The sequence below is a fragment of the Citrobacter sp. RHBSTW-01013 genome (genome assembly GCF_013781985.1).
Taxonomy (GTDB): domain Bacteria; phylum Pseudomonadota; class Gammaproteobacteria; order Enterobacterales; family Enterobacteriaceae; genus Citrobacter; species Citrobacter braakii.
Genome location: NZ_CP056185.1, coordinates 1,722,900 through 1,746,946, shown reverse-complemented (window position 1 = coordinate 1,746,946; position 24,047 = coordinate 1,722,900). Strand labels below are relative to the sequence as shown.

At 54.2% G+C, this 24,047-nt stretch carries 23 protein-coding genes and 1 pseudogene; 9 read left to right on the top strand and 15 right to left on the bottom strand.

From position 1 onward, the window contains the following. Positions 1–32 precede the first annotated feature (32 nt). From yfaU to HV350_RS08490, 6 genes are all read right to left on the bottom strand, one after another. A complete protein-coding gene (yfaU, locus tag HV350_RS08515; protein WP_049281473.1) occupies positions 33–836 on the bottom strand; it encodes a 2-keto-3-deoxy-L-rhamnonate aldolase in 804 nt (267 codons plus the stop codon). 25 nt (positions 837–861) lie between these two features. Then, a complete protein-coding gene (locus HV350_RS08510) occupies positions 862–2,151 on the bottom strand; it encodes an MFS transporter (protein ID WP_047359210.1) in 1,290 nt (429 codons plus the stop codon). Between the two features lie 56 nt (positions 2,152–2,207). Next, positions 2,208–3,413 carry an L-rhamnonate dehydratase gene (gene rhmD / locus HV350_RS08505; RefSeq protein WP_181630242.1) on the bottom strand — a complete coding sequence of 402 codons (1,206 nt, stop codon included), beginning with the start codon at positions 3,411–3,413 and terminating at the stop codon, positions 2,208–2,210. 13 nt (positions 3,414–3,426) lie between these two features. Next, positions 3,427–4,209: an IclR family transcriptional regulator gene (locus HV350_RS08500; RefSeq protein ID WP_016153810.1), complete on the bottom strand. Its 783-nt coding sequence runs from the start codon at positions 4,207–4,209 to the stop codon at positions 3,427–3,429. A gap of 218 nt (positions 4,210–4,427) precedes the next feature. After that, on the bottom strand, positions 4,428–5,630 hold the full coding sequence (locus HV350_RS08495; RefSeq protein WP_181630240.1) for a nicotinamide mononucleotide deamidase-related protein YfaY: 1,203 nt from the start codon (positions 5,628–5,630) through the stop codon (positions 4,428–4,430). Between the two features lie 79 nt (positions 5,631–5,709). Continuing rightward, the gene (locus HV350_RS08490; protein WP_016153812.1) at positions 5,710–6,252 is read right to left on the bottom strand and encodes a YfaZ family outer membrane protein; all 543 of its coding nucleotides are present in this window, start codon (positions 6,250–6,252) and stop codon (positions 5,710–5,712) included. A 318-nt stretch (positions 6,253–6,570) separates the two neighbouring features. Here HV350_RS08490 and nudI point away from each other — a divergent pair, with 318 nt between their 5' ends. From nudI to arnF, 8 genes are all read left to right on the top strand, one after another. Beyond that, positions 6,571–6,996, top strand: a complete 426-nt coding sequence (nudI, locus tag HV350_RS08485) for a nucleoside triphosphatase NudI (protein ID WP_016153813.1) — start codon at positions 6,571–6,573, stop codon at positions 6,994–6,996. Between the two features lie 289 nt (positions 6,997–7,285). Continuing rightward, a complete protein-coding gene (gene arnB / locus HV350_RS08480) occupies positions 7,286–8,425 on the top strand; it encodes a UDP-4-amino-4-deoxy-L-arabinose aminotransferase (RefSeq protein ID WP_181630642.1) in 1,140 nt (379 codons plus the stop codon). 2 nt (positions 8,426–8,427) lie between these two features. Then, complete coding sequence (gene arnC, locus HV350_RS08475) at positions 8,428–9,411, top strand: undecaprenyl-phosphate 4-deoxy-4-formamido-L-arabinose transferase (protein ID WP_049268972.1); 984 nt, start codon at positions 8,428–8,430, stop codon at positions 9,409–9,411. After that, the gene (gene arnA, locus HV350_RS08470; protein ID WP_181630238.1) at positions 9,408–11,390 is read left to right on the top strand and encodes a bifunctional UDP-4-amino-4-deoxy-L-arabinose formyltransferase/UDP-glucuronic acid oxidase ArnA; all 1,983 of its coding nucleotides are present in this window, start codon (positions 9,408–9,410) and stop codon (positions 11,388–11,390) included. The genes arnC and arnA overlap by 4 nt, the downstream gene beginning before the upstream one ends. Beyond that, positions 11,387–12,289: a 4-deoxy-4-formamido-L-arabinose-phosphoundecaprenol deformylase gene (gene arnD / locus HV350_RS08465; protein WP_181630237.1), complete on the top strand. Its 903-nt coding sequence runs from the start codon at positions 11,387–11,389 to the stop codon at positions 12,287–12,289. Before arnA ends, arnD begins: the two co-directional genes overlap by 4 nt. Further along, positions 12,286–13,944 carry a lipid IV(A) 4-amino-4-deoxy-L-arabinosyltransferase gene (arnT, locus tag HV350_RS08460; protein WP_181630236.1) on the top strand — a complete coding sequence of 553 codons (1,659 nt, stop codon included), beginning with the start codon at positions 12,286–12,288 and terminating at the stop codon, positions 13,942–13,944. Before arnD ends, arnT begins: the two co-directional genes overlap by 4 nt. After that, positions 13,941–14,276, top strand: coding sequence for a 4-amino-4-deoxy-L-arabinose-phosphoundecaprenol flippase subunit ArnE (arnE, locus tag HV350_RS08455; protein WP_016153819.1), 336 nt, complete (start codon positions 13,941–13,943; stop codon positions 14,274–14,276). The genes arnT and arnE overlap by 4 nt, the downstream gene beginning before the upstream one ends. Continuing rightward, positions 14,276–14,662: a 4-amino-4-deoxy-L-arabinose-phosphoundecaprenol flippase subunit ArnF gene (gene arnF / locus HV350_RS08450; RefSeq protein WP_049281482.1), complete on the top strand. Its 387-nt coding sequence runs from the start codon at positions 14,276–14,278 to the stop codon at positions 14,660–14,662. The genes arnE and arnF overlap by 1 nt, the downstream gene beginning before the upstream one ends. A 2-nt stretch (positions 14,663–14,664) precedes the next feature. Here arnF and pmrD read toward each other — a convergent pair whose 3' ends face one another. The 9 genes and pseudogenes from pmrD to HV350_RS08405 form a co-directional block, all read right to left on the bottom strand. Continuing rightward, a complete protein-coding gene (pmrD, locus tag HV350_RS08445; protein ID WP_181630235.1) occupies positions 14,665–14,928 on the bottom strand; it encodes a signal transduction protein PmrD in 264 nt (87 codons plus the stop codon). A gap of 95 nt (positions 14,929–15,023) precedes the next feature. Beyond that, entirely contained in the window at positions 15,024–16,448 is a 1,425-nt protein-coding gene (gene menE / locus HV350_RS08440) for an o-succinylbenzoate--CoA ligase (protein WP_181630233.1), read from the bottom strand. Continuing rightward, a complete protein-coding gene (gene menC / locus HV350_RS08435) occupies positions 16,445–17,407 on the bottom strand; it encodes an o-succinylbenzoate synthase (protein WP_181630231.1) in 963 nt (320 codons plus the stop codon). Before menC ends, menE begins: the two co-directional genes overlap by 4 nt. Further along, positions 17,407–18,264: a 1,4-dihydroxy-2-naphthoyl-CoA synthase gene (menB, locus tag HV350_RS08430; RefSeq protein WP_003027671.1), complete on the bottom strand. Its 858-nt coding sequence runs from the start codon at positions 18,262–18,264 to the stop codon at positions 17,407–17,409. Before menB ends, menC begins: the two co-directional genes overlap by 1 nt. Positions 18,265–18,278: 14 nt before the next feature. Beyond that, the gene (gene menH, locus HV350_RS08425; RefSeq protein ID WP_101700092.1) at positions 18,279–19,037 is read right to left on the bottom strand and encodes a 2-succinyl-6-hydroxy-2,4-cyclohexadiene-1-carboxylate synthase; all 759 of its coding nucleotides are present in this window, start codon (positions 19,035–19,037) and stop codon (positions 18,279–18,281) included. Continuing rightward, positions 19,034–20,704: a 2-succinyl-5-enolpyruvyl-6-hydroxy-3-cyclohexene-1-carboxylic-acid synthase gene (menD, locus tag HV350_RS08420; protein ID WP_049042370.1), complete on the bottom strand. Its 1,671-nt coding sequence runs from the start codon at positions 20,702–20,704 to the stop codon at positions 19,034–19,036. The genes menH and menD overlap by 4 nt, the downstream gene beginning before the upstream one ends. Positions 20,705–20,788: 84 nt before the next feature. Beyond that, positions 20,789–22,087 (bottom strand): isochorismate synthase MenF, encoded by a 1,299-nt coding sequence (gene menF, locus HV350_RS08415; protein ID WP_181630229.1) that lies wholly within the window; start codon positions 22,085–22,087, stop codon positions 20,789–20,791. A gap of 104 nt (positions 22,088–22,191) precedes the next feature. Beyond that, positions 22,192–22,497: a stress response protein ElaB gene (gene elaB / locus HV350_RS08410; RefSeq protein WP_003027683.1), complete on the bottom strand. Its 306-nt coding sequence runs from the start codon at positions 22,495–22,497 to the stop codon at positions 22,192–22,194. Positions 22,498–22,560: 63 nt separating this feature from the next. After that, positions 22,561–23,022, bottom strand: a pseudogene (locus HV350_RS08405) (GNAT family N-acetyltransferase). Positions 23,023–23,089: 67 nt separating this feature from the next. Between HV350_RS08405 and rbn the strand changes: the two are divergent. Continuing rightward, positions 23,090–24,007, top strand: coding sequence for a ribonuclease BN (rbn, locus tag HV350_RS08400; RefSeq protein WP_016157040.1), 918 nt, complete (start codon positions 23,090–23,092; stop codon positions 24,005–24,007). Positions 24,008–24,047: the final 40 nt, after the last annotated feature.

Below are 24,047 nucleotides of genomic sequence, written 5' to 3'. Positions count from 1 at the left end.
GCCCGGTGGCATTGGCTACCGGGCTTTAGCACCTAATAACTACTTTTCAGCGGTTGAATTGCCGGTCCTGATTTAAACATTGCCAGCCTGCGATCCAGCGCTTCGGTATAAAGCATGGTATCCACGCCTACCGCGACAAAATTTGCTCCCCATTGCAGACATTTCTGCGCCATTGCTGGGTCAACAGCGAGGAAACCGGCTGCTTTTCCGGCTGCGCGGATACGGCGAATGCTTTGCTCAATGATCCGCTGCACCTCCGGGTGTCCGGCATTATCCGGGTAGCCTAACGACGCAGAAAGATCCGCCGGGCCAATAAAGACACCGTCAATACCGTCAACGTCCAGAATGGCATCCAGATTATCCAGTGCCGCTTTGCTTTCGACCTGTACCAGCAGGCAGAGTGATTCATTAGCCTGGGCCATATAATTGTCGATACGCCCCCAGCGCGCCGCCCGTGCCACGCTGGCGCCGACACCACGCTCGCCGAGCGGTGGATAACGAGTCGCGGAAACCACCTGAAGCGCCTGCTCTGCGCTGTCGACCATCGGGACAAGCAGCGTCTGCGCGCCAATATCCAGCACCTGCTTGATCAACGCTTTACTGCCCTCCACCGGGCGAACCACAGGCTGGCTGGCATAAGGCGCTATCGCCTGCAGCTGATGGTAAAGATCCTGCACCGTGTTCGGCGCGTGTTCTCCATCAATCAGCAGCCAGTCATAGCCCGACGTCGCGGCAATCTCCGCCATGTAAGAGGTGGTCGAACTAAGCCACAGGCCGACCTGGACTTCCCCTTTGCGTAATCCTTCTTTGAAGGGATTTGATAACAATGCGTTCATAACGATCCTTACAACGTAGATAAGATTAATGATGCGCAGCGCCTGCTTGTGAAACTGAACGGTTCACACTCAGCGTAAAGATGATTAGCGAGCCAATAATCGCGACGCCCGCGAGGACCAGCAGGCCCGCCGCATCGCTGGCAAACACCGTTTCGGCTTTGACGCGCAGAATGGGAGCAATAAAGCCGCCAACGGCACCAAACAGGTTGACGAAGCCGATCCCCGCCGCCAGAGCCGTCCCGGAAAGAAGTTGCGTTGGCATCGTCCAGAACACTGGCTGTACCGCAATGAAACCGACCGCCGCGACGCAGAGCGCCACAATCGCCAGTACCGGTGAAACCAGCCCGGAAAGGCCAATGCCGATTCCTGCCGCCAGCAGCGTCAGCGCGGCAACATTACGCCGGTCGCCAGTGCGATCGGAGTAGCGGGGAATAAGCCAGGTACCAAACAGCGCCGCCACCCACGGAATTGCCGCCACGACCGAAGCCGTAAAGCCCACTTTTGTCCCTAACAACGCAGCAACCTGAGTTGGCAGGAAGAAGATCAGGCCATACACCGCCACCTGGATCGTCAGATAGATAATCGCCAGTTGCCAGACACGGCCATTACGCAGCGCATCCGACAGGCGCGAAGTGACCTTTTTCTCCTCTTCACTCGCCAGTTGGCTAATAAGTAACGCCTTTTCCTCCGCGCTCAGGAAACGTGCCTGCTGCGGGGTATCATCCAGCCAGAAGAAGGTGAAAATGCCCGCGCCTACCGCCAGTAAACCTTCGATAACGAACATCCAGAACCACCCTGGATGCCCCATAAAGCCGTGCATCTCCAACAGCGCACCGGAAAGCGGCGATCCCAGGGTTAACGCCAGCGGCGCCCCCATGTAGAACAGCCCCATGATGCTGGCGCGGTTACGCTGGGGGAACCACTGGGACGTCAGATAGATCATACCGGGGAAGAAGCCCGCCTCTGCCGCCCCCAGCAGAGTACGGATAATCAGAAATTTCGATTCAGTATCCGCCCATGCCATCGCCGCAGAGAGGAATCCCCACAGTAACGTGGTGGTACCAATCCAGGTTCTGGCACCAAATTTACGCATCAACAGGTTGGCAGGAACCCCCAGAAAGGCGTAAACCACAAAGAAAATCCCCGCGCCCAACGCATAAGCTTCGTTGCTCAGACCGGTATCAATCTGATAGGTCTCTTTGGCAAAACCGATGTTTGAGCGGTCAAGAAACGCCAGCACATACAGCGCCAGCATAAAGGGAATCAAACGGGCGCGGTTTTTCTTCACCACACCATCAAGTAACGTGGTACTCATAGCAAGATCCTCAAAGAAATGAGGGCGTTGCCGTGGCATTGGCAACGCACTGGTCATTAGTGGCTATAAGGGCGCTTCAGATTGCAGTCGCGGTTAAGCTCGACGCCAAATCCTGGTTTGTCGAGCACCGACTTATGAATGCGGCCATTGACGGGTACCGGTTCGTCCAGAAGGATCGGATCAAACTGTGGACGCATCGTTGAACAATCCGGGCTGGTCATCAAAAACTCGCTGAACGGGGTATTGGTGAACGTGATTACCGCGTGGTGCGAGTAAACCGAGGAACCATGTGGCACCACCAGTTGTCCGCGCGATTTAGCAATAGCGGCAATTTCCATCAGCGTGGTTAACCCACCGCACCAGCCCACATCAGGCTGCATGATATCGATGCCGGTTTCTGAGAGTGTGCGGAAGGACTGCAGCGTCCCGTGGTGTTCACCGCTGGTAACCATCATCCCCGCCGGGGCGTTACGTTTCAGCTCGCGATAACCTTCATACTGCTGTGGCGGCAGACACTCTTCGATCCACTTCAGATTGGACGGTGCGCAGGCATGGGCCAGTTTGGTGGCATAGTTCACGTCCTGACTCATCCAGCAATCGAGCATCAACCAGAAATCCGGACCGCATTTCTCACGCATGTCGGCTACCATTGCCGCATCTTTGCGGATCCCTGCATCCCCGTCGTGCGGCCCCCAGTGGGTCGGCATTTTGCCGCCAATAAAGCCCATTTCTTTCGCCAGATCAGGGCGCGCTCCGGTCGCGTAGAATTGAATTTCGTCGCGTACCGCGCCACCCAATAGTTTGTAGACCGGTAAACCCACCACCTTGCCAAACAGATCCCACAGCGCCAGATCCACGCACGAGATGGTGTTCATCACCAGACCGCCGGAGCCGGAGTAGTACATCGTTGCGCCCAGCATCTGATCGTGAATGAGTTTGATATCACTGACGCATTTCCCTTCAATAAAACGATTGAGATGCTTTTCCACAATAAAGCACCCCATCTCCCCTGCTGTGGAAACAGCAAAACCGGTCTGTCCGTTTTCAGCTTCCACTTCAACAATCAGTGTTCCTAATACGTTGATGCCAAAGGACTGGCGCGATTGCTCATATTCACGATATTTGCTCATTGGCGTGGCGATATGATCGTCAATCCAGTGGTTAGCGCCCTGATCGTGATAATCGCCGCCGCCAGCGCCTTTATCCGCCGTAGCACCACCGGTAAACCAGGCACGAACGTGTTTAATTTTAGGTAGGGTCATGGTGTTCTCCTTTTTATGAAGCGAGTGAGTCGAAGGGACTTTTCCATCCCAACAGGCGTGAAATATCCCTGGCGCAAGCAATCGCTTTACCGGCCAGATAATCACGGTTCTCTTCGTTAATTTGCAGACGAGTGCCGACCACTGAAATCGCGGCGGTCAGTTCATTGTTAGCGTTAAAAACAGGCGCTGCGACGCAGCGAACATCGGGATAATCTTCGCCATTATCAAAGCTCCATCCACGCTGTCGAATACGCTCCAGCTCGTCATTCAACTGCTGTGGCCTGGTGATAGTGGTCGGCGTTGCCTGTTCCCATATCAGCTGTTCAATAATGGCTTTTCGTGCGGCTGCCGGTTGCCAGGCCAGCAGGCATTTGCCGATACCCGAGCGATAGAGCGAAAGACTTTTCCCTTCGTGGGAGCGCACGCTGATAGTGGATGACGATTCCACTTTCAGAATGTAATACGCGCTTTCGTGGTCGATGATCCCGAGATGGCAAAGTAACCCTGTCTCATCCATCAGCTGTGTCAGCCGTGGACGCGCCAGTTCACGTAAATCCATCTTGCTCAGCGCATGCCCGGACAACTCAACCAGCTTGGTCCACAGGCAGTAATTTTCCTGATGATCAATGCTGATAAAGCGCTGACGCTTCAGTTCATTAAGTAACAGGTACGCGGTGCTTTTTGGAATACCCAACGCCTCTATGATGGTGGCGGCGCTACATGGGCCGATACGCGCAATGAGATTGAGTATTTCGATCGCCCTGGTGAGCGCGGGAACTTTGCTTGATTCCAACATACTGGACTCCAGTCTGAGATACTGGAATCAGTGTGGTAGGTTAAGGGGGTTAAAATTGTGAAGCGCATCAAATCCTCTCGTTCTTCCAGCTGGCTGGAGAAAAAACGAGCATAATTGTGAACTAACGCACGGATTTTTTTACAGAGAGTACAACAGGTTGGACTGATAACGGGAAGGCCAGAATGCCTTCCCATAACAAGCGCGTGAGAGAGTGCAAGTCAGGAAGGCAGCGTCAGGGATTCAACCACTTCTATCCAACCGTGTTCGCTGGCAATATCCTGCCCGTTGAGCCAACGGCGCAGCATATTGAGCGCCATCATTGCGCACACTTCCTGACGCACCGACAAACTATAACGATTAGCGTTCAGCCGTACGCGTAAGGCATGCGTTCCATCAGGCGTTGCCAGCGCAAAGTTAATATGTTCGTTTTCGAAAGCCGATACCGCCAGCGCCAGCCCGGCATAATGGTTGCCGCGTCGTTCGGTTATCCAGTGTGCCGTTTGCGCCAGCGTTTCTTCCTGGGGCGGAACCACTTCGCTCGCCAACAGCGGAGCATTCACGCGCGAAAGCTGCAGCGCCACCAGACCACCGGTGAATTGTTCGCTTAGCGTCAGGCTGTATTGCTGTTCCTGCAACGTACGGGCGATTTGCGCGGGTAAACCTTCCGTACCTTCGAAAATCATATTCTGCCCGGCAACCCGCTTCACTTCTGGCCACAGCGCCAGCATCGCTTCCCGTTGGGAATCCGGCCCGGTCAGCTTCAGTTCGATAATCGGCATTGACGAGCGGTAGCCCATTGTCACTCCCGGAGGCAATTGCAGCGGATCCAGGCTCTGCGCCAGCTCGCTTTCAGAACGACCAAAGGTGGTTAATCGCAGGCATAGCGGGGGTTGAGACAGCGAAAAACGCTCACGCAAACGCGGCAGGATCTCATGCTCAACCATGACTTTAAATTCTGATGGCACTCCCGGGGTAAAGAACATCAGGCAGCGGTTAAGCTTCAGGGCAAACCCACACGCGGTTCCTACCGGATTATTGATGAATTCCGCACTGGCAGGTAGCTCAGCCTGTTTGCGGTTACTCGGTGCCATCACGCGTCCACGATCGCGGAAATAACGCGCCATCTCGGCGAGCCATGCTTCATGCAGCACCAGCCCTTCACCTTTTGCCGTGGCCGCAGCCAGCGCGCTCAAATCATCGCTGGTTGGTCCCAGACCGCCGTTAACGATCAGTACATCGGCATGTTCGCTACGCTCACGCAAAACGGCGACCAAATCGTCAAGATTGTCGCCTACCGTGTTGCGACGGGTTAGCGGTAACCCCTGATTAAAGAAAAAATCGGCCAGCCAGGCGGCATTCGTGTCGACGATTTGTCCATGCAACACTTCATCCCCGGTGGATAGCATCTCCACGTTTAACATCGTGTTCTCCTGCTTTTATGATGAAAACACTATAACGCATGGAGGGGGGAAGGCGCGACTGAACGCCGCGCCGGAAAAATCAGAAACTCGCGTTAACCCCAACGTACGGGCCGTCAGCAATCGCGTTATCGCGGTTACCGTCTTTGCCTGCCAGGTTCAGGTAGCGATAACCGGCTTCAATGCTCAGCGGACGCATAATGGTCAGACGCGCACCTGCATTCGCTTCTTCATAGCTGTCGATACCGCTGGAAAGAGAATCGGGAGAGTAATAATACTCACCAAACAGGCGGAGGCTGTCGCCAATCGGCCACTGCAAACCGCCACCGACCGCCGCCGCGTAACCCTCGTCACCATCATTCGGGTTAGTATAAATGCCTTTCCCACCGACCGTTGCCAGCAGCGGACCGAGAGGAATATTCAGACCCAGTCCCAGACCGGCCGCATCGCCGTCGTCATCGTTATGCATCCAGTTACCGCTGACGGCCAAACCGGTGGTCTCAGTACCCATACCGAAACCCAGGTTGGTGTAGTCTTCGCCAGCCTGGCCGCTGATGCTAATCGCGCTCGCCGACGCGGAAACAAACAGCATTCCGGCAAAACCCAACATTAAACTTTTTTTCATTTTCTATCCTTTCCAGCAAGAATCAAAACATAGCCCCAAAACTGGTGAATTGTACTGTCAGATCACGAGGAATCAATGCACTAAAAAAGCGATGCAATAACATATTGTAAGCAAATACTACTCACAAGATTTAGATAAGGTTAAATTCTTGTAGCAATTACGCCACTGATGGCAGCAGAATGCCATTTTCAACAAACATCCTGTTTTCCCTGGCAAAGCGGCGTTATTCGTCGATGAAGCGTTTTTTCTACCGTCAGCAAAAGGTAAGATGCGTGCACGATGGAATTTTCTATACCTCCCCCTACAAGGATTCGACTTATGCGCCAAAGAACAATTGTTTGCCCATTAATTCAAAACGATGGCTGTTATTTACTGTGCAAAATGGCTGACGACCGCGGTGTGTTCCCCGGTCAGTGGGCGCTTTCTGGCGGCGGCGTTGAACCGGGTGAACGTATTGAAGAAGCTTTGCGCCGTGAAGTAAGAGAAGAGCTGGGCGAACAACTGGTGTTATCAGATATTACGCCATGGACCTTCAGTGACGATGTTCGCACCAAAACGTACGCCGATGGCAGTCAGGAAGAGATTTATATGATTTATCTCATCTTCGATTGTGTGGCGGCTAATCGTGAAGTGAAGATTAACGAAGAATTCCAGGCATTCGCCTGGGTTAAAGCGGAAGATCTCGGCTCTTACGATTTAAATATCGCCACGCGTAAAACGTTAACCTTGAAAGGGTTACTGTAAATCATCATTTTAATAACGGCATATAATTAGCATTCTTAATAGCGGCATTGCGCTCATCAGTCTGCAGATAACAGCAATGTCGCCCAAACCACTCAAACCTACATGATCTTTTTTTCATTAAGATAAATAAAAAATACGCTATTCCTCTATCTGTCCCAAACCTTAAAGTCTTAAGGATAAATTAACCTTCCGTCATTACCCTTTGAAGCCTGATGAAATAATTAACGACGCCCCTGTTTATCACTAAAAATAAAACGTCGGTGGCGTTAAAGGGCTTGAAGGAATAATGATGCCTGACTTTTTGCCTTTCTCTCGCCCGGCAATGGGGGCTGAAGAACTTGCCGCTGTGAAGACGGTTCTGGACTCTGGATGGATAACCACCGGCCCGAAAAATCAACAGCTGGAAGAAGCCTTCTGCCAGCTCACGGGAAATCAACACGCCGTCGCCGTCTGCTCCGCTACGGCAGGAATGCACATCACACTGATGGCGCTGGACATCGGTGCAGGCGATGAGGTCATTACACCGTCAATGACGTGGGTTTCTACCCTCAACATGATTGTCCTGCTGGGTGCGACGCCAGTCATGATCGACGTCGACCGCGATACGCTCATGGTCACACCGGAGCAAATTGAGGCCGCCATCACCCCGCGAACCAAAGCCATTATTCCGGTACATTACGCAGGCGCCCCCGCCGACCTGGACGCGATTTATGCCATTGGCGAACGCTATGGCATTCCGATTATAGAAGATGCGGCCCATGCCGTAGGGACGTTGTATAAAGGTCGTCATGTCGGCGCGCGCGGCACGGCAATATTCTCGTTTCACGCCATCAAAAATATTACCTGCGCCGAGGGCGGGTTGATCGTTACCGACGACAGCCAGCTTGCCCAACGGCTTCGCAGCCTGAAGTTTCACGGTCTGGGCGTTGATGCCTTTGATCGACAAACCTATGGCCGGGCGCCGCAGGCCGAAGTGCTTGCGCCAGGGTACAAGTACAACCTCACGGATATCAACGCCGCCATTGCGTTGGTACAGCTAAATAAACTGGAACACCTGAACTCACGCCGGGCGCAAATTGCCCGCGAGTATCAACAGGCGCTGGCCGATACGCCATTTCAACCACTGAGTCTGCCCCAGTGGGCGCACGTTCACCCCTGGCACCTGTTCATCATTCGCGTTGACGAAGCCCGCTGCGGTCTGAGCAGAGATGCCTTAATGGAGGCGTTAAAGGCCAAAAATATCGGCACCGGTCTGCATTTTCGTGCGGCCCATACGCAAAAATATTACCGCAAACGCTTCACTACCCTTTCGCTCCCCAATACAGAATGGAATAGCGCGCGCATTTGCTCACTGCCGTTATTCCCCGACATGACCGCCGATGACACCCAGCGGGTAATTACGGCACTTCGCGAGATTGCAGGACAATAACCATGTTTGAAGCAGCACCGATCAAAAAAGTCTCGGTGGTCATTCCCGTTTTTAATGAACAGGAAAGTTTGCCGGAGTTAATCAGACGCACCAGCGCTGCCTGCGAAAAATTGGGCAAAGACTATGAAATTCTGCTAATTGATGACGGCAGCAGCGACCATTCCGCACAGCTGATGATGGATGCTTCCCAGGCACCGAACAGCCATATTGTTTCTATTTTATTGAATCGCAATTACGGGCAACACTCGGCGATTATGGCCGGTTTCAGTCATGTCACTGGCGACGTGATCATCACACTAGATGCCGATTTGCAAAACCCGCCGGAGGAGATCCCACGGCTGGTCGCCACCGCAGATGAAGGCTTCGATGTGGTCGGCACGGTACGTCAGAACCGTCAGGACAGCGTATTTCGTAAGACCGCATCGCGAATGATTAACCATCTGATTCAGCGCACCACCGGTAAAGCGATGGGCGACTACGGTTGCATGTTACGCGCTTATCGCCGCCACATCGTCGATGCCATGCTGCATTGCCAGGAGCGCAGCACCTTTATCCCGATTCTGGCCAACATTTTTGCCCGGCGCGCTACGGAAATCCCGGTACACCATGCAGAGCGTGAATTTGGTGACTCCAAATACAGCTTTATGCGTCTGATCAACCTGATGTATGACCTGGTGACCTGTCTGACCACAACGCCACTTCGTATGTTGAGCCTGTTGGGCAGCGTAATCGCCGCCACTGGCTTTATCTTGTCTATCCTGCTTGTAGTTCTGCGTCTGACGCTCGGTCCACAGTGGGCCGCGGAAGGGGTATTCATGCTGTTTGCCGTCCTGTTTACCTTTATCGGCGCACAGTTTATTGGCATGGGTTTACTCGGCGAATATATCGGTCGCATCTATAACGATGTCCGCGCCCGCCCCCGCTATTTTGTTCAACACGTTATCCGCCCACAAACCACGCAGCCAACCGAGGAAAACCGCGCATGAAAGCCATCGTATTTGCCTATCACGATATGGGATGTCAGGGTGTCCAGGCTTTGTTGGATGCCGGTTATGAAATCGCTGCCATTTTTACGCACACTGATAATCCGGGCGAAAAAGCATTTTTTGGATCGGTTTCCCGCCTTGCCGCCAGCGCCGGAATTCCGGTTTACGCCCCGGACGAGGTCAATCATCCCTTGTGGATTGAACGCATTAGCCAACTGGCGCCGGATGTTATCTTCTCGTTCTACTATCGTCATTTACTGAGTGATGAGATCCTCAGTCTTGCACCTGCGGGAGCTTTTAATCTGCACGGTTCGTTGCTGCCGAAATACCGTGGTCGCGCGCCGCTGAACTGGGTATTGGTCAATGGCGAAACCGAAACCGGCGTCACGCTTCACCGCATGGTCAAACGCGCGGATGCTGGTGCCATTATTGCCCAGCAGCGCGTCGCTATTTCGCCGGATGACGTGGCGTTAACGCTGCACCATAAATTGTGCCAGGCTGCGCGTCACCTGCTGGAACAGGCACTGCCCGCGATTAAAACCGGGGATTATGCAGAACGCCCCCAACAGGAAGCAGATGCTACCTGTTTTGGTCGCCGTACACCGGAAGATAGCTTCCTCGACTGGAACACACCTGCCGTAGAGTTGCATAACCAGGTCCGCGCCGTCAGCGATCCGTGGCCGGGCGCATTTAGCTATGTCGGTACACAAAAGTTCACCGTCTGGTCATCGCGCGTTTGCGTAAATGACTCAGCGACCCAACCGGGTACCGTCATCTCCGTTTCTCCTTTGCTGATCGCCTGTGGCGATGGCGCCCTGGAAATTATTACCGGACAAGCTGGCGATGGTATTGCAATGCAAGGCTCGCAACTGGCGCAGGTTCTGGGCCTGGTTCCAGGCTCCCGCCTGAACAGCCAGTCGGTTGCCACCAGCAAATGCCGTACCCGTGTGCTGATCCTTGGCGTTAATGGCTTCATTGGTAACCATCTGACCGAACGCCTGCTGCAAGAAGATCATTACGAAGTGTATGGGCTCGATATTGGCAGTGACGCCATTGGACGTTTTCTGCAGCATCCGCGATTCCACTTCGTCGAAGGCGACATCAGCATTCACTCCGAATGGATTGAATACCATGTTAAAAAATGCGACGTCGTGCTGCCGCTGGTGGCGATCGCAACGCCAATCGAATATACCCGCAACCCGTTGCGCGTATTTGAGCTCGATTTTGAAGAGAACCTGAAAATCATTCGCTACTGCGTGAAATACCGTAAGCGCATCATTTTCCCGTCAACGTCCGAAGTCTACGGCATGTGTACCGACAAAGTCTTCGATGAGGACAGCTCGAATCTGATCGTCGGTCCGGTGAATAAACCACGCTGGATCTACTCCGTTTCCAAGCAGTTATTGGACCGCGTAATCTGGGCGTACGGCGAAAAAGAGGGATTGCGCTTCACCCTGTTCCGCCCGTTTAACTGGATGGGGCCGCGTCTGGACAGCCTAAACGCCGCGCGTATCGGCAGCTCACGCGCCATTACCCAACTGATCCTCAATCTGGTGGAGGGTTCACCGATTAAGCTGATTGAAGGCGGCAAGCAAAAACGCTGCTTTACCGACATTCGGGATGGTATCGAAGCCCTGTATCGCATTATTGAAAACGAAGGCGGACGCTGCGACGGTGAGATTATCAACATCGGTAATCCGCAGAACGAAGCGAGTATTCAGGAACTGGCAGAAATGCTGCTTACCTGCTTTGAAAAACATCCATTGCGTAGCCACTTCCCGCCGTTTGCCGGTTTCCGTGACGTCGAAAGCAGCAGCTACTATGGTAAAGGTTATCAAGATGTTGAACATCGTAAGCCCAACATCCGCAATGCGAAACGCTGCCTGAACTGGGAGCCCACCATTGAGATGCAGGAAACGGTAGAAGAGACGCTGGACTTCTTCTTACGCAGTGTGAATATCACGGAACACACATCATGACCCAAGTCGGCTTGCGCATAGATGTCGATACTTTCAGGGGGACGCGCGAAGGCGTACCCCGCCTGCTGGAGACATTGAACCGACATAACGTGCGGGCAAGTTTTTTCTTTAGCGTTGGACCGGACAACATGGGACGCCACCTCTGGCGTCTTGTGAAACCACAATTTCTGTGGAAGATGCTGCGCTCAAACGCCGCATCACTTTACGGATGGGATATATTGCTGGCGGGAACCGCCTGGCCGGGAAAAGAGATCGGCCAGGCCAACGCGGCGATCATTGCGCAAACCGCCCTGCTTCATGAAACCGGTCTGCATGCCTGGGATCACCATGCCTGGCAGGCGCGAAGCGGAAACTGGAATGACAAACAGCTGATTGATGATATTTCACGAGGCATCACGGCCCTTGAAACTCTTATCGGACAACCCGTCACCTGCTCTGCCGTTGCCGGATGGCGTGCCGACGATCGCGTCGTCCACGCCAAAGAAACGTTCCATCTGCGTTATAACAGCGACTGTCGGGGAACGTCGTTATTCCGTCCGGTGCTGACGTCCGGGAAAACAGGTACGCCACAAATTCCCGTCACGCTACCCACCTGGGATGAAGTGGTTGGTCAGGAAGTCCAGGCGGTGGACTTCAACGCTTACATTCTCTCCCACATCCAGATGAGCAGAGGAACACCGGTGTATACCATTCATGCGGAAGTTGAAGGCATCGCCTTTCAGCAGAATTTTGACGAGCTGCTTACTCGCGCCGCAGACATGGGGATAACATTTTGCCCGCTCGGCGACCTGTTACCGGAGGATGTTAGTTCGCTGCCAACAGGGCAGATCGTGCGTGGCAAAATACCCGGCAGAGAGGGATGGGTCGGCCGCCAACAACCAGTGAGTGTGACAAGATGAAACTTACTGTCCGCTACACCCTGGCATTTATCGCTTTTATTGCGCTGTATTTTATTCTCCCCATCAACAGTCGCCTGCTGTGGCAACCTGATGAAACGCGCTATGCCGAAATCAGTCGGGAAATGCTGACCTCTGGCGACGGGATCGTTCCGCACTTTTTAGGGCTGCGGTATTTTGAAAAACCGATTGCCGGATACTGGTTAAACAGCATCGGGCAATGGCTGTTTGGCGCCAATAATTTCGGCGTCAGAGCAGGAGCCATTTTTGCCACTTTGCTGACGGCGCTAATGGTAGCCTGGCTTGCCATGCGGTTGTGGCGGGATAAGCGCACCGCCGTACTCTCTTCGGTTATCTTTTTAACGTTTTTTTCGGTTTACAGCATCGGTACCTACGCGGTACTTGATCCCATGATTGCGCTCTGGCTAATGGCGGGCATGTGCTGCTTTTGGGAGGGGATGCAAGCCACCAGCAGAACGCGCAAAATTACCGCCTTTCTGCTCTTAGGGTTAACCTGCGGCATGGGCGTGATGACCAAGGGTTTCCTGGCACTCGCCATTCCTGTGCTCAGCGTACTGCCGTGGGTTTTCGTACAAAAGCGCTGGAAAGATCTCATCATCTACGGTCTGCTGGCAGTAGTCGGTTGCATCGTGACTGTGCTGCCTTGGGGAATAGCGATTGCCCGGCGTGAGCCGGATTTCTGGCATTACTTCTTCTGGGTTGAACATATTCAACGCTTCGCGCAGGAGGATGCCCAACATAAGGCCCCCGTCTGGTACTACATTCCGGTAGTGGTGGCAGGCGCATTACCGTGGCTCGGGCTGCTCCCCGGTGCGCTGCGTACGGGCTGGCGTGAACGGGATGTTCCGCGCAGCGCACTGTACCTGCTGAGCTGGATTATCATGCCAATCCTGTTTTTCAGCATCGCGAAAGGAAAACTGCCGACCTATATTCTTTCCTGCTTCGCGCCGCTGGCAATATTGACGGCGCGTTTCGGCCTGCAGGCCGCGGAAAAAGGCGCAACCGCGCTGCGCGTGAATGGCTGGATCAACGTTCTGTTCGGTGTAACCGGCATTGTCACCACGTTTATTGTTTCTACACTGGGTCCATTAAAGACGCCGGTCTGGTCGCATATCGAAACGTATAAGGTGTTTTGTGCGTGGGGCATTTTTATCATCTGGACACTCTTTGGCTGGTATACGCTAAATAACCGCGAGAAGAACTGGACGTTCGCAGCGCTGTGTCCATTAGGCCTGGCACTGTTGTTTGGTTTCTCCATTCCTGACCGGGTGATGGAATCTAAACAGCCACAATTTTTTGTCGAGATGACCAAAGAGTCGCTGGAGTCGAGCCGTTATATTCTGACCGACAGCGTTGGCGTCGCCGCGGGGCTGGCCTGGAGCCTGAAGCGTGACGACATCATAATGTACGGACAAACGGGCGAGTTAAAATATGGCCTTAACTACCCGGATGCCCAGGGGCGTTTTGTCGGTCGGGGGAACTTTGCCGAGTGGTTAGCGCAACATCGTCAGCAAGGAAACATTACGCTCGTGCTTTCAGTCGATAAGGATGAAGATATTAATCGACTTGCTATCCCTCCCGCTGACTATATCGATAATCAGGGGCGTCTGGTCCTGATTCAGTATCGGCCGAAATGATCTGGATAGCCTTAGTTCTCGCCAGCCTGCTCAGCGTCTGCGGTCAGTTATGTCAGAAGCAGGCGTCGCGACCCGTTCCCGTTCGAGCGCGAAAACGCCACATTACGCTATGGATTGGGCTTGCTCTGGCAAGTCTCGGTCTGGCCATGCTGCTATGGCTGGCGGTGCTGCAGAACATTCCGGTCGGCATCGCCTACCCCATGCTGAGTCTTAATTTTGTATGGGTGACTCTGGCTGCCTGGAAAATCTGGCGCGAACCCGTCACCCCGCGCCACTGGCTGGGTGTGGGGTTAATCATCACCGGCATCTTTATTCTTGGGAGCGCGGTGTAATGGGCATCTTTTGGGGATTATGCAGCGTTATTATCACTTCAGCCGCCCAGTTGAGTCTCGGCTTTGCGATGGATAATCTGCCGCCAATGCTGCAGCCGCAGCAATTCATTTCCGCCGTATTCTCTCTTAGCGTCAGCGCATTTGCTCTGTATGCCGGACTGGCAGGGTATTTACTGTCGGTGATTTGCTGGCATAAAGCGCTGCACCAGCTCGCACTGAGCAAAGCGTATGCCCTGCTCAGCCTGAGCTATGTACTGGTGTGGGTTGCATCAATGATCCTGCCCGGCTGGCAGGGAATATTTTCAGCGAAAGCGCTCGCCGGAGTGCTGTGCATCATGGCAGGGCTACTGACGATTTTTTTACCTTCACACCAGCGCCAACCCTGAGATTATTTATCTTCAGACAGTCGTAACAGGCGTTCCCATTCCTCGCACGTGTACTGTCTGGCATCAATTATTTTGATTAACCGTGAGGTATCGCGATTAATGCAATACAGTGCATCTTTCAGCGGTGAAAGGAGGTCTCCGGGCTTAACCCACTCGGAAGAGTGCGCCTCAGCCAGCATTTTTAGCGAACCGCCGCCATCACAAAGTACGATATAGAGCCTGCCTGCTTTTTTGTGACAGTAAGGCTTCTTCACATGCCATTCCATAGCGCACCTTTTGTTAAAAAATTTCACAACAGGTTACACATTAGCAGATAAACAAAATGACAATAGCGACGCAATAGCGAAAGTGAGAAATGTAATTACTGTTTGCTTAATTTTAAGAATGAAGCACTTACCCAATCTGACAGCGCACGACGAGAGATTTTAATCCCTCCGGATTTTAGTTCGGGTGGCAATGTCAGCCAGCATACCGGTTGCTGAAAGCGGGCCAGCTTATCTTTCACCCATTCTGCCAGATTGGTGTCACCCGCATTGGTGTCATACTCAACGACCGCCACCGGGCGATGACCAAACTCTTTGTCTTCTATCGGCACAATGAAGGCTTGCAGAACATGCGGATGCGCAGCAATCACGCGTTCCACCTCTTCCGGCTGTATGCCTTCCCCGCCGCTAAAGAACAGATTGTCCATCCGACCGCCAATGGTTAACTTGCCGTCCTTCAACACCCCGCGATCGCGGGTGGCAAACCAGCCTTCCGCGTTTACTAAAGGAATCAGCTGCCCGTTACGCCAGTAACCTTGTGCCATGCTGGCGGCACGCAGCCAGACTTCACCACCAACGATTCTGACTTCTCTGCCTGCCAGGGGCGACCCCACATCCGCCAGGCCATCCGCTTCTTTCGCACAGACCGTAGAAGCAAACTCCGTTAAACCGTAACCGCACCAGCAGCGAATCCTTTGCTCGCGCGCCTGTTCCGTCAATTCAACAGGAATTGCCGCGCCCCCCAGGAGCACTGCTTTGAGCGTTACCGCCGTTTTGTTGACCAGCAGGCGCCACAGCTGCGTGGGCACCAGCGAAGCATGAGTGCATCCAGCCAGCATTTGCTCCAACGGCTGCTTGTCGCGCACGGTCATTCGTGCCCCGGCAAACAACCAACGCCACAAAATACCCTGGCCGGAAACATGAAACAGCGGCAGCGAGAGCAGCCAGTCATCTTCAGCGTCAAACGGCATTAATGACAGCACGCCCTGTGCGCTTGCCAGATGAGCCTGACAGGTATGCACCGCTGCCTTTGGCAATCCGGTAGAACCTGAGGTTAATGTCATCGTACTCAAACGCTGGGGTAACCACGCGGCGGCATGCTTGCCTGGCACTGCCTGCATCTGCAACGGATGGAGTCCCGTGAGAACATTAGCTGCCTCAAGATCCAGCGCAAAACGCAGCGTTAAGCCCGGGACCAGCGCGTCAAGCAGCGATTGAGGCAGCTGTGGGTTCACAGGTAAAACCCGCGCCCCACATTGCAACAATGCCAGCCAGGCCAGCAAAGCACGCGGATGATTCCAGGCGCGAAGCAGGACGCCATCGCCCTCTTCCACGCCCTGAGCGGCAAAACCGCTTGCCAGATGGTCAACGCGCGTGCAGAGCTCGCTCCAGCTTAATACTTCATCGTTGAGGCGTAGAGCAGGCACCTCTGCACGAACCTGTCGCCAGTGACGCCACGGCCAGTCATCGGGTTGTACCAGGCCCGATATGCTTACGCTATCGGGCATTTCCCGCTGGGTCATAGCAGGCGTTCCAGCGCATCAACATCGATACACGGCAATGCGCTACCCGGCCAGGTGCGTACCTGCTGGCACTGCATCAGGCTCAGGGTATCCAGCCCCGGAATGGTCTGCGGCGTCAGCCAGGCGGCAATTCGCGCCAGTTGGGTTAAGCCCAGGCTCGACTCGATCGACGAACTAATAACAGCGGTGAGACCAAGTGCATGCGCCGCTTCCACCTGTTCTCGCACTTTATCGAGACTGCCCGTCAGCGTAGGTTTGATAACCACTGCCTTGACGCCCTCTTCGGCTTCGAAGATGAAATCCGCTTCACGCAAGCTTTCATCCCAGGCAATGGCAATGCCGGTTTCACGCGCAAAAGCACGAGAGTCATCGCGGGTTTTGCATGGCTCTTCGAGAAAAGCGATGCGCCCGCGGTACTCTGGATTAACGTACTTCGCGAACTGCTGGGCTTTCAACGGCGTCCAGGCCCGGTTGGCGTCAAGTCGCAAATGCAGCTCCGGGATAGCCTCAAGCAGCAGGTTGGCGACCATACCGTCACGAACCGCTTCATACAGTCCGACCTTGATCTTCGCTACTTTTTCACCCGGCATGTCCGCCAGTTGCAGTACCAGATCATCAGGATCGCCCGTACACAGCGGCGCTGCACGGTAGTCTGCGTCTTCTGGCAATACGTCAGCCAGTTCGGCCAGCGCACAGCTTGCGCCAAAGGCGACCGAAGGCTGCTGCGGTAAGGAAGAATCTCCCTGTAGCCAGCCATTGACCCAGGCCAGCAGCTCGGTTTGCGCCTCTTCCCAGCTCTCCTGACTGAAGCCCGGCAGTGGGGAGATCTCTCCCCACCCTTCGCGCTCGCCGTCACAAAGGCGAACGTACAGCCCGTCACGCGTTTTTAACCGCCTGTCGCGCAGAATCACCCCCGCGTCCATGGGGATCTGCCAGCGGTATACCTGCGCGCTACGCATTACGGATTCCGTTTAAATTTGCTGAAATCCGGCTGACGTTTCTGGTTAAAGGCGTTACGGCCTTCCTGACCTTCTTCCGTCATGTAGAACAGCATGGTGGCGTTACCCGCCAGCTCTTGCAGACCAGCCTGACCATCGCAGTCGGCGTTCAGTGCAGCTTTCAGGCAGCGCAACGCCATCGGGCTGTTTTGCAGCATTTCACGACACCAGCGTACGGTCTCTTTTTCCAGATCGGCCAGCGGAACCACGGTGTTTACCAGGCCCATATCCAGCGCTTGCTTCGCATCGTACTGACGGCACAGGAACCAGATTTCACGCGCTTTTTTCTGACCGACAATACGCGCCATGTAAGAGGCCCCCCAACCGCCATCGAAGGAACCGACTTTCGGACCGGTCTGGCCGAAGATGGCGTTTTCAGCCGCAATGGTCAGGTCACACATCATGTGCAGCACATGGCCGCCGCCGATAGAAAAGCCTGCAACCATCGCCACTACCGGCTTCGGACAGGTACGAATCTGGCGCTGGAAGTCCAGTACGTTCAGGTGATGCACACCGGAATCATCCTGGTATCCGCCGTAGTCACCGCGCACTTTCTGATCGCCACCTGCGCAGAACGCTTTGTCGCCAGCACCGGTCAGAATAATCACGCCAATGTTGTCATCATAGCGAGCATCCGCCAGCGCCTGGATCATCTCTTTCACGGTGACCGGACGGAAGGCATTGCGTACCTGCGGACGATTAATGGTGATTTTTGCGATACCATCGGTGGATTTCTCGTAGAGAATGTCGGTGTAGCCTTCAGAGCAATCGTGCCATTCTACCGGTGCGTAAAGCATTGTTTCATCAGGATAGATCATAAAATGTCCTATAGTCAGCGATGCAGAATCTGAGCCAGACAGTCCACCACGCCAGCGGGATTGTCCCGATGAGCGTTGTGTCCGGCATTACGAATCACATGGCTTGGTACGGATATTTCCGCCGCCAGAGCGCGGAATTTATCGTCACGTTCACCACATAAATAATAAAACGGAAATGTGCGCGTAGTGAGTTGCGCACGTAAATCAGGTTGTACGGCTAGCGAGGTGGCCTCCAGCATCGCTGCCAGCGTATGCCCGTTATTCTGGCTACGCAGTGCGACCAGCGCTTCTCTTTGCGCCGCATTCAGCGAGGAAAAAACCGGCTGTTGATACCAGTCAATAAACACCTCGCACAACGGCTCAGCGCGAAAACGCGCAGCCCAGCGACCATCAGAGAGGCGACGCTGAACGCGCGCCTCCTCACTTTGCAAGCCTGGATGTCCACCTTCAACCACCAGACCGCACAGCCCTGGCATCTCCTGACAAGCCGCCATCATCGCGACTCTGCCGCCAAGAGAGTAGCCTACTAGCCAGTATTTAAGTATGTTGTAACTAAGTAACGTGTTACGCAGCAAAGCGCTTACGTCGTCGAATCCGCTCACGCTGATGTCAGCGGAGCCACCGTGTCCCGGCAGGTCGATATACAGCCGCGAATAATTCTTAAACGCTTCGCCAACCGTCTGCCATTCCCGACAATCACCGGAAAAACCGTGCAGGAAAACCAGCCAGGGAAATCCCGTCTGGCCCACTTTCGCCTGCGCGTGCAGGATCATAGATGGCTTACCTGCGCCAGCAGTTGCTGCAGGGTTTGCGCCCCATCAGTTTCGTTTACCACCAGCTCAATCACCGTTGCCGCCGGAGTACGCCAGGCATTAGTCAACGCGCTCTCCAGTTGCTCCCAGTTTTCCGGGCGCTGGTATTTAAGGTTAAACATGGCGGCAGCATGCTCAAAATGCACGTTCTGCGGCATCAGGTAGAACCGTTCGCGTTCGCTTGCTGGCGTCGGCAACAGGGAAAAAATTTGCCCGCCGTTATTATTGACCACTATCAGGACAAACGGCGCGGAAACCTGGCGCAATAACGCCAGCGCATTGAGGTCATACAGCGCAGATAAATCACCGACGATAGCCAGCGTCGATTTCGCGCTGGCGCGCTGTACGCCTGCTGCCGTTGACAGCAGGCCGTCAATGCCGCTCGCGCCACGGTTGCTATAGACCGGGTAACCCGCCGGAAGCTGCGACAGCGCATCAATCAGGCGCACCACCAAACTGTTGCCCACGAACAGTTGCCCCTGCTCCGGTAAGTATTCGCGGATACGGTGGGCTAATTGCGCTTCACCAAACGCGTCACGACGGGCTTCTACCGCCTGCCAGGCCAGTTGTGCCAGGCGTGGGATCTCCACGCACCAGGGCTGACGTTTCTCCGCCGGATGCAGCTCCAGCCAGTCGCCAACCGTCGCTACCAGTCTGCGCCCACGATGGTGAGCCGGATCGAGGCGGCCTTCGATATTATCGACAATCCAGTATTCCTGCGGATCACAGCTGGCCTGCCATTGCAGGAGCCGTTTTCCGGTCAGGCTACTGCCAAGCTGCACCACAATCTGCGCCTGCTGTAATTCAGTGACCGCTTTCGCATTTCCCAGCCACAGATCGGCGCACGGCAAAGGTTGTCCGGTTTGCGACAGAACATCGCCAATCAGCGGCCAGCCTAGCATCTGCGCCCACTGTGCAACCTTTTTGCCCTCTTCCGCGCTCATGCGGCCTGCAACAACAACGCCGCGTTTTTGTCGCCAGAAAAACCAGTCACGCTGCTTGTCGCTTTCCAGCCGACGCGCTTCACGCAACCAGGGTTTATCATCCTGCCACCAGTCGCCAAGGCGCTGCTGCCAGTCAATCCCCGTTTCATCCATGTCGCCATACAGCGGTTCTGCAAATGGGCAATTGATATGAACCGCCCCGCTATGCAGCGCAGCTAAGGCGTTATCAATGGTGGATACCAGCCAACTAGCCGGAATGTTCTGGGTCGGGCGCGGTAAAGAGAGCGTTTGCGATGGATGCGAGGCAAACATTCCGGCCTGACGAATCGCCTGGTTAGCGCCGCAGTCGATAAGCTCAGGAGGTCTGTCAGCCGTGAGTAGAATCAGCTTTTCACCGGTCAGGCCCGCTTCAATCAACGCGGGATACAAATTTGCCACCGCCGTACCGGACGTCACAATCACAGCGACAGGCTGCCGGCTGACTTTTGCCAGACCTAAGGCCAGATGCCCAAGGCCACGCTCATCAAAATGAGTATGGTGAATAAAAGCGGGGTTTTCCGCAGCCGCCAGAGTCAACGGTGTAGAACGAGAGCCAGGGGCAATGCAGACATGCCTGACGCCGTGGCGAGTGAGTGCTTCCAGAATGACCGCCGCCCAGCGTCGGTTAAATGCGCTTACTGACATGAGATTGTCCGGTATCAATATTGCGACACAGTATAAAGAATCGAATAAATGGATTTTTGATATGAGTCGGTAATATACAACTCATTACCCTTCCATCTGTAATAAAGTGCGCAGTCCTGCCGCTTTATTGTCTATTTCTTGCCATTCCTGTTCAGGATCTGAACCACGCACGATCCCTGCCCCGGCATACAGGCGTATCACATTTTCACTAATTTTCGCCGACCGTAATGACACGCAAAACTCGCTTTGGCGCAGAGAAAGGTAACCCGCAGAACCGGCATACCACTCGCGTTCAAACGGTTCATTTTGTTGGATAAATTCACGCGCCAGCTCACGCGGAATACCTGCGACTGCCGCCGTGGGCTGGAGCTGCATCAGACAAAGCGTATCATCAGCCTGATTCAGTTCCGTCCAGATACAGCGGCGCAGGTGCTGCACTTTGCGCAGTCTAAGCACCTGCGGCGGCAGCACATCAAGAGTTTGCGTACAGCCTTGCAGACGCTGGCAAATATCTTCGACCACCAGCATATTCTCGCGCTGGTTTTTATCATCTTTCATTAGCCATTCCCCCAACTGCCAGGCCCGATGATCCTCAGGGTGGTTGGCAACGGTTCCCGCCAGCGCCTCGGTGCGCAGCGCCGTGTCACGCCGCCGATACAGACGTTCAGGGGAAGAACCAAGAAACGCACACTTTGCGGAGAACGCCATAAAGAAATGGTAGCAGTTCAGGTTTAGACGACGACTGGAAGCCATCACGGCCGCGGCGTTAACCGACTGAGAAAACTGTAAATCGGTCGCCCGCGCCAGCACGACCTTATCGAGCTGTTCCCTATTGATCGTTTGCGTGGCGAGCTTTATCAGGTCTGTCCAGCCAGTTTTATCCGGCCAGTTCTGTTCTCCCGTCAAACGCAGACGCAATGCGGGCAGCGGCTTTACGTTGGCGAGCGATGAGATAAACGCCACCGCCTGCGCGGCGTCTTCACGCAGCGACACGTCGCTAAAGAGATGTAAGCGTAAGCTTGCCACTCCGGCGCAACGTCGCCACTCCAACCGTGGCAATAACAAATGGCCGCGCTGAGGCTCAAAGGCATTCAGGCCCCAGATACGCAGGTCAGGATTATCATTATGCTGATGTAAAAAATGCTGGGCTAATTCGAGCGAGGAAAATGTAGCAACAGCGCCCAGTACGGCGGCTTCTTCATCGCCATTACGCTGTTGCCAGTAAAACTGGGGCCAGACAGGTTGACTGGCCAGCCATCCTAAAGCGTCAAACGCATCATTCAGTGGGAAAGGGATATCGTAAATACGAATTCCAGGTGCTGCTGGTATCTCTTGCGACAAATGACGCATCAGACTTTCCAGCGCAGTAGTGATTGAATGCACGCGGACCTCTCCCTGTTAAAAACCTCACATTATACGGGGTACTGAGCAGAAAAAGCAGTACCCCCAGTTAGGGAGTACGTACAAATGCGCTGACGGAATGGAATTTATCGCCGTGCTAACAATAATCCCATCACTAAACCGACCGTGGCGCCAACGCCGATTCCGCGCCAGGGTTTTTCATGCACATAATCATCCGCCCGGCAAACGGCTTTCTTTGCGCGGTAATAGTAGCTGTCAGAGGCGTGGCTGACACGATTTCTCACCTCTTCTAACGCCCGCTCTGCCCGCGCTTTTAACTCAAGGTATTTTTGATCGGCTGGATCGCCGGAAGAACGCAGCACCTCCTCCAGCGTTTCACTCAATAATTCCAGATCGTCATCGATACGTGATTCATAAGAATGAAAAGACATTTTATTCTCCCTTTCTATTGACGTACCCGCTAACTATAGACAATCAGGCGTGTTTGCGCCTGTTTACGCCTGATGTGCTTCCCGCGCCATTCCGACGTGTGGAATACCGTCTTCGTCATAAATATCCGTGACCGGCACAAAGCCAAAGCGCGCATAGAATGATTGCAAATGTGCCTGCGCCCCCAGATACAGCGCCTTGTGCGGCCAATGCTACGTACAGGAGGCCAGCGTCTGAGTCATTAGCTGTTGCCCCAATTTTTCACCCCGCAGCGCTTCGCTTACAATCACCCGACCAATGACGACCGGCTCAAGCTCATCATCGCTTTTCAAAATCCTCGCATACGCCACCAGTTCATCGTTATGCCAACCCAGAATGTGCCGGTTTTCACCACTGAGGTCATCACCATCCACATCCTGATACGGACACCGTTGCTCAACAACAAATACCGCACAGCGAAGCTCAAGAATGGCGTACAGCTGCTGTGTATTGAGCTTTGCATGGTGGAGATCTTGCCAGTGAATCATAGTCTGCCCCTTTGTTGTGATAACCTGAACACCCTGCCTTATTGATGGCGAAAAGTGTAACGCGAAGATGGAATTACTATTTTTAGGCACGTCTGCGGGAGTCCCCACGCGCTCACGCAATGTAACGGCAATTTTACTGAATCTGCAACACCCGACTCAGGCGGGGCTGTGGCTTTTCGATTGTGGTGAAGGAACGCAGCATCAGATGCTGACCACGCCATTTAACCCTGGAAAACTCGAGCGTATTTTTATCAGCCATTTACACGGCGATCACCTGTTTGGTTTACCGGGGCTGCTGTGCAGTCGCTCAATGGCCGGGAACGTCCAGCCACTGACGCTTTACGGACCAAAGGGATTGCGAGAGTTTACCGAAACGGCTTTGCGTTTGAGCGGCTCCTGGACCGATTATCCGCTGGATATTGTCGAAATCACCGCGGGTGAAATTGTTGATGACGGCCTGCGTAAAGTAACGGCGTACCCGCTGGAGCATCCGCTGGAGTGCTACGGTTTTCGTGTTGAAGAGCACGACAAACCGGGGGCACTTGACGCCAGCGCCTTGAAGGCGGCTGGTGTTAAAGCGGGCCCGTGGTTCCAGGATTTGAAAGCCGGGAAAACCATCGTGCTGGAGGATGGTCGAGCGATTAACGGTGCCGATTTTCTCGGCCCTGCCACCAGAGGAAAATCTGTGGCTATTTTCGGCGACACAGGACCTTGCGCGTCCGCCATTGAACTGGCACGCGGTGTGGATGTGATGGTACATGAAACCACACTGGACTCCTCAATGGAGGAAAAAGCCAACAGCCGCGGTCACAGCTCGACCCGACAAGCCGCCCAGTTGGCGCTTGAGGCCGGAGTGGGACGCCTGATCATGACCCACGTTAGCTCACGCTACGATGAAAAAGGCTGTCAGCGGTTACTCGAAGAGTGCAAAGCGATATTTCCAGACACTGAACTGGCTCACGATTTCGCCATTTTCACCGTTTAATGCTCCATTTTTCCGCCTCAGTGCCGATAACAGTGGAAAG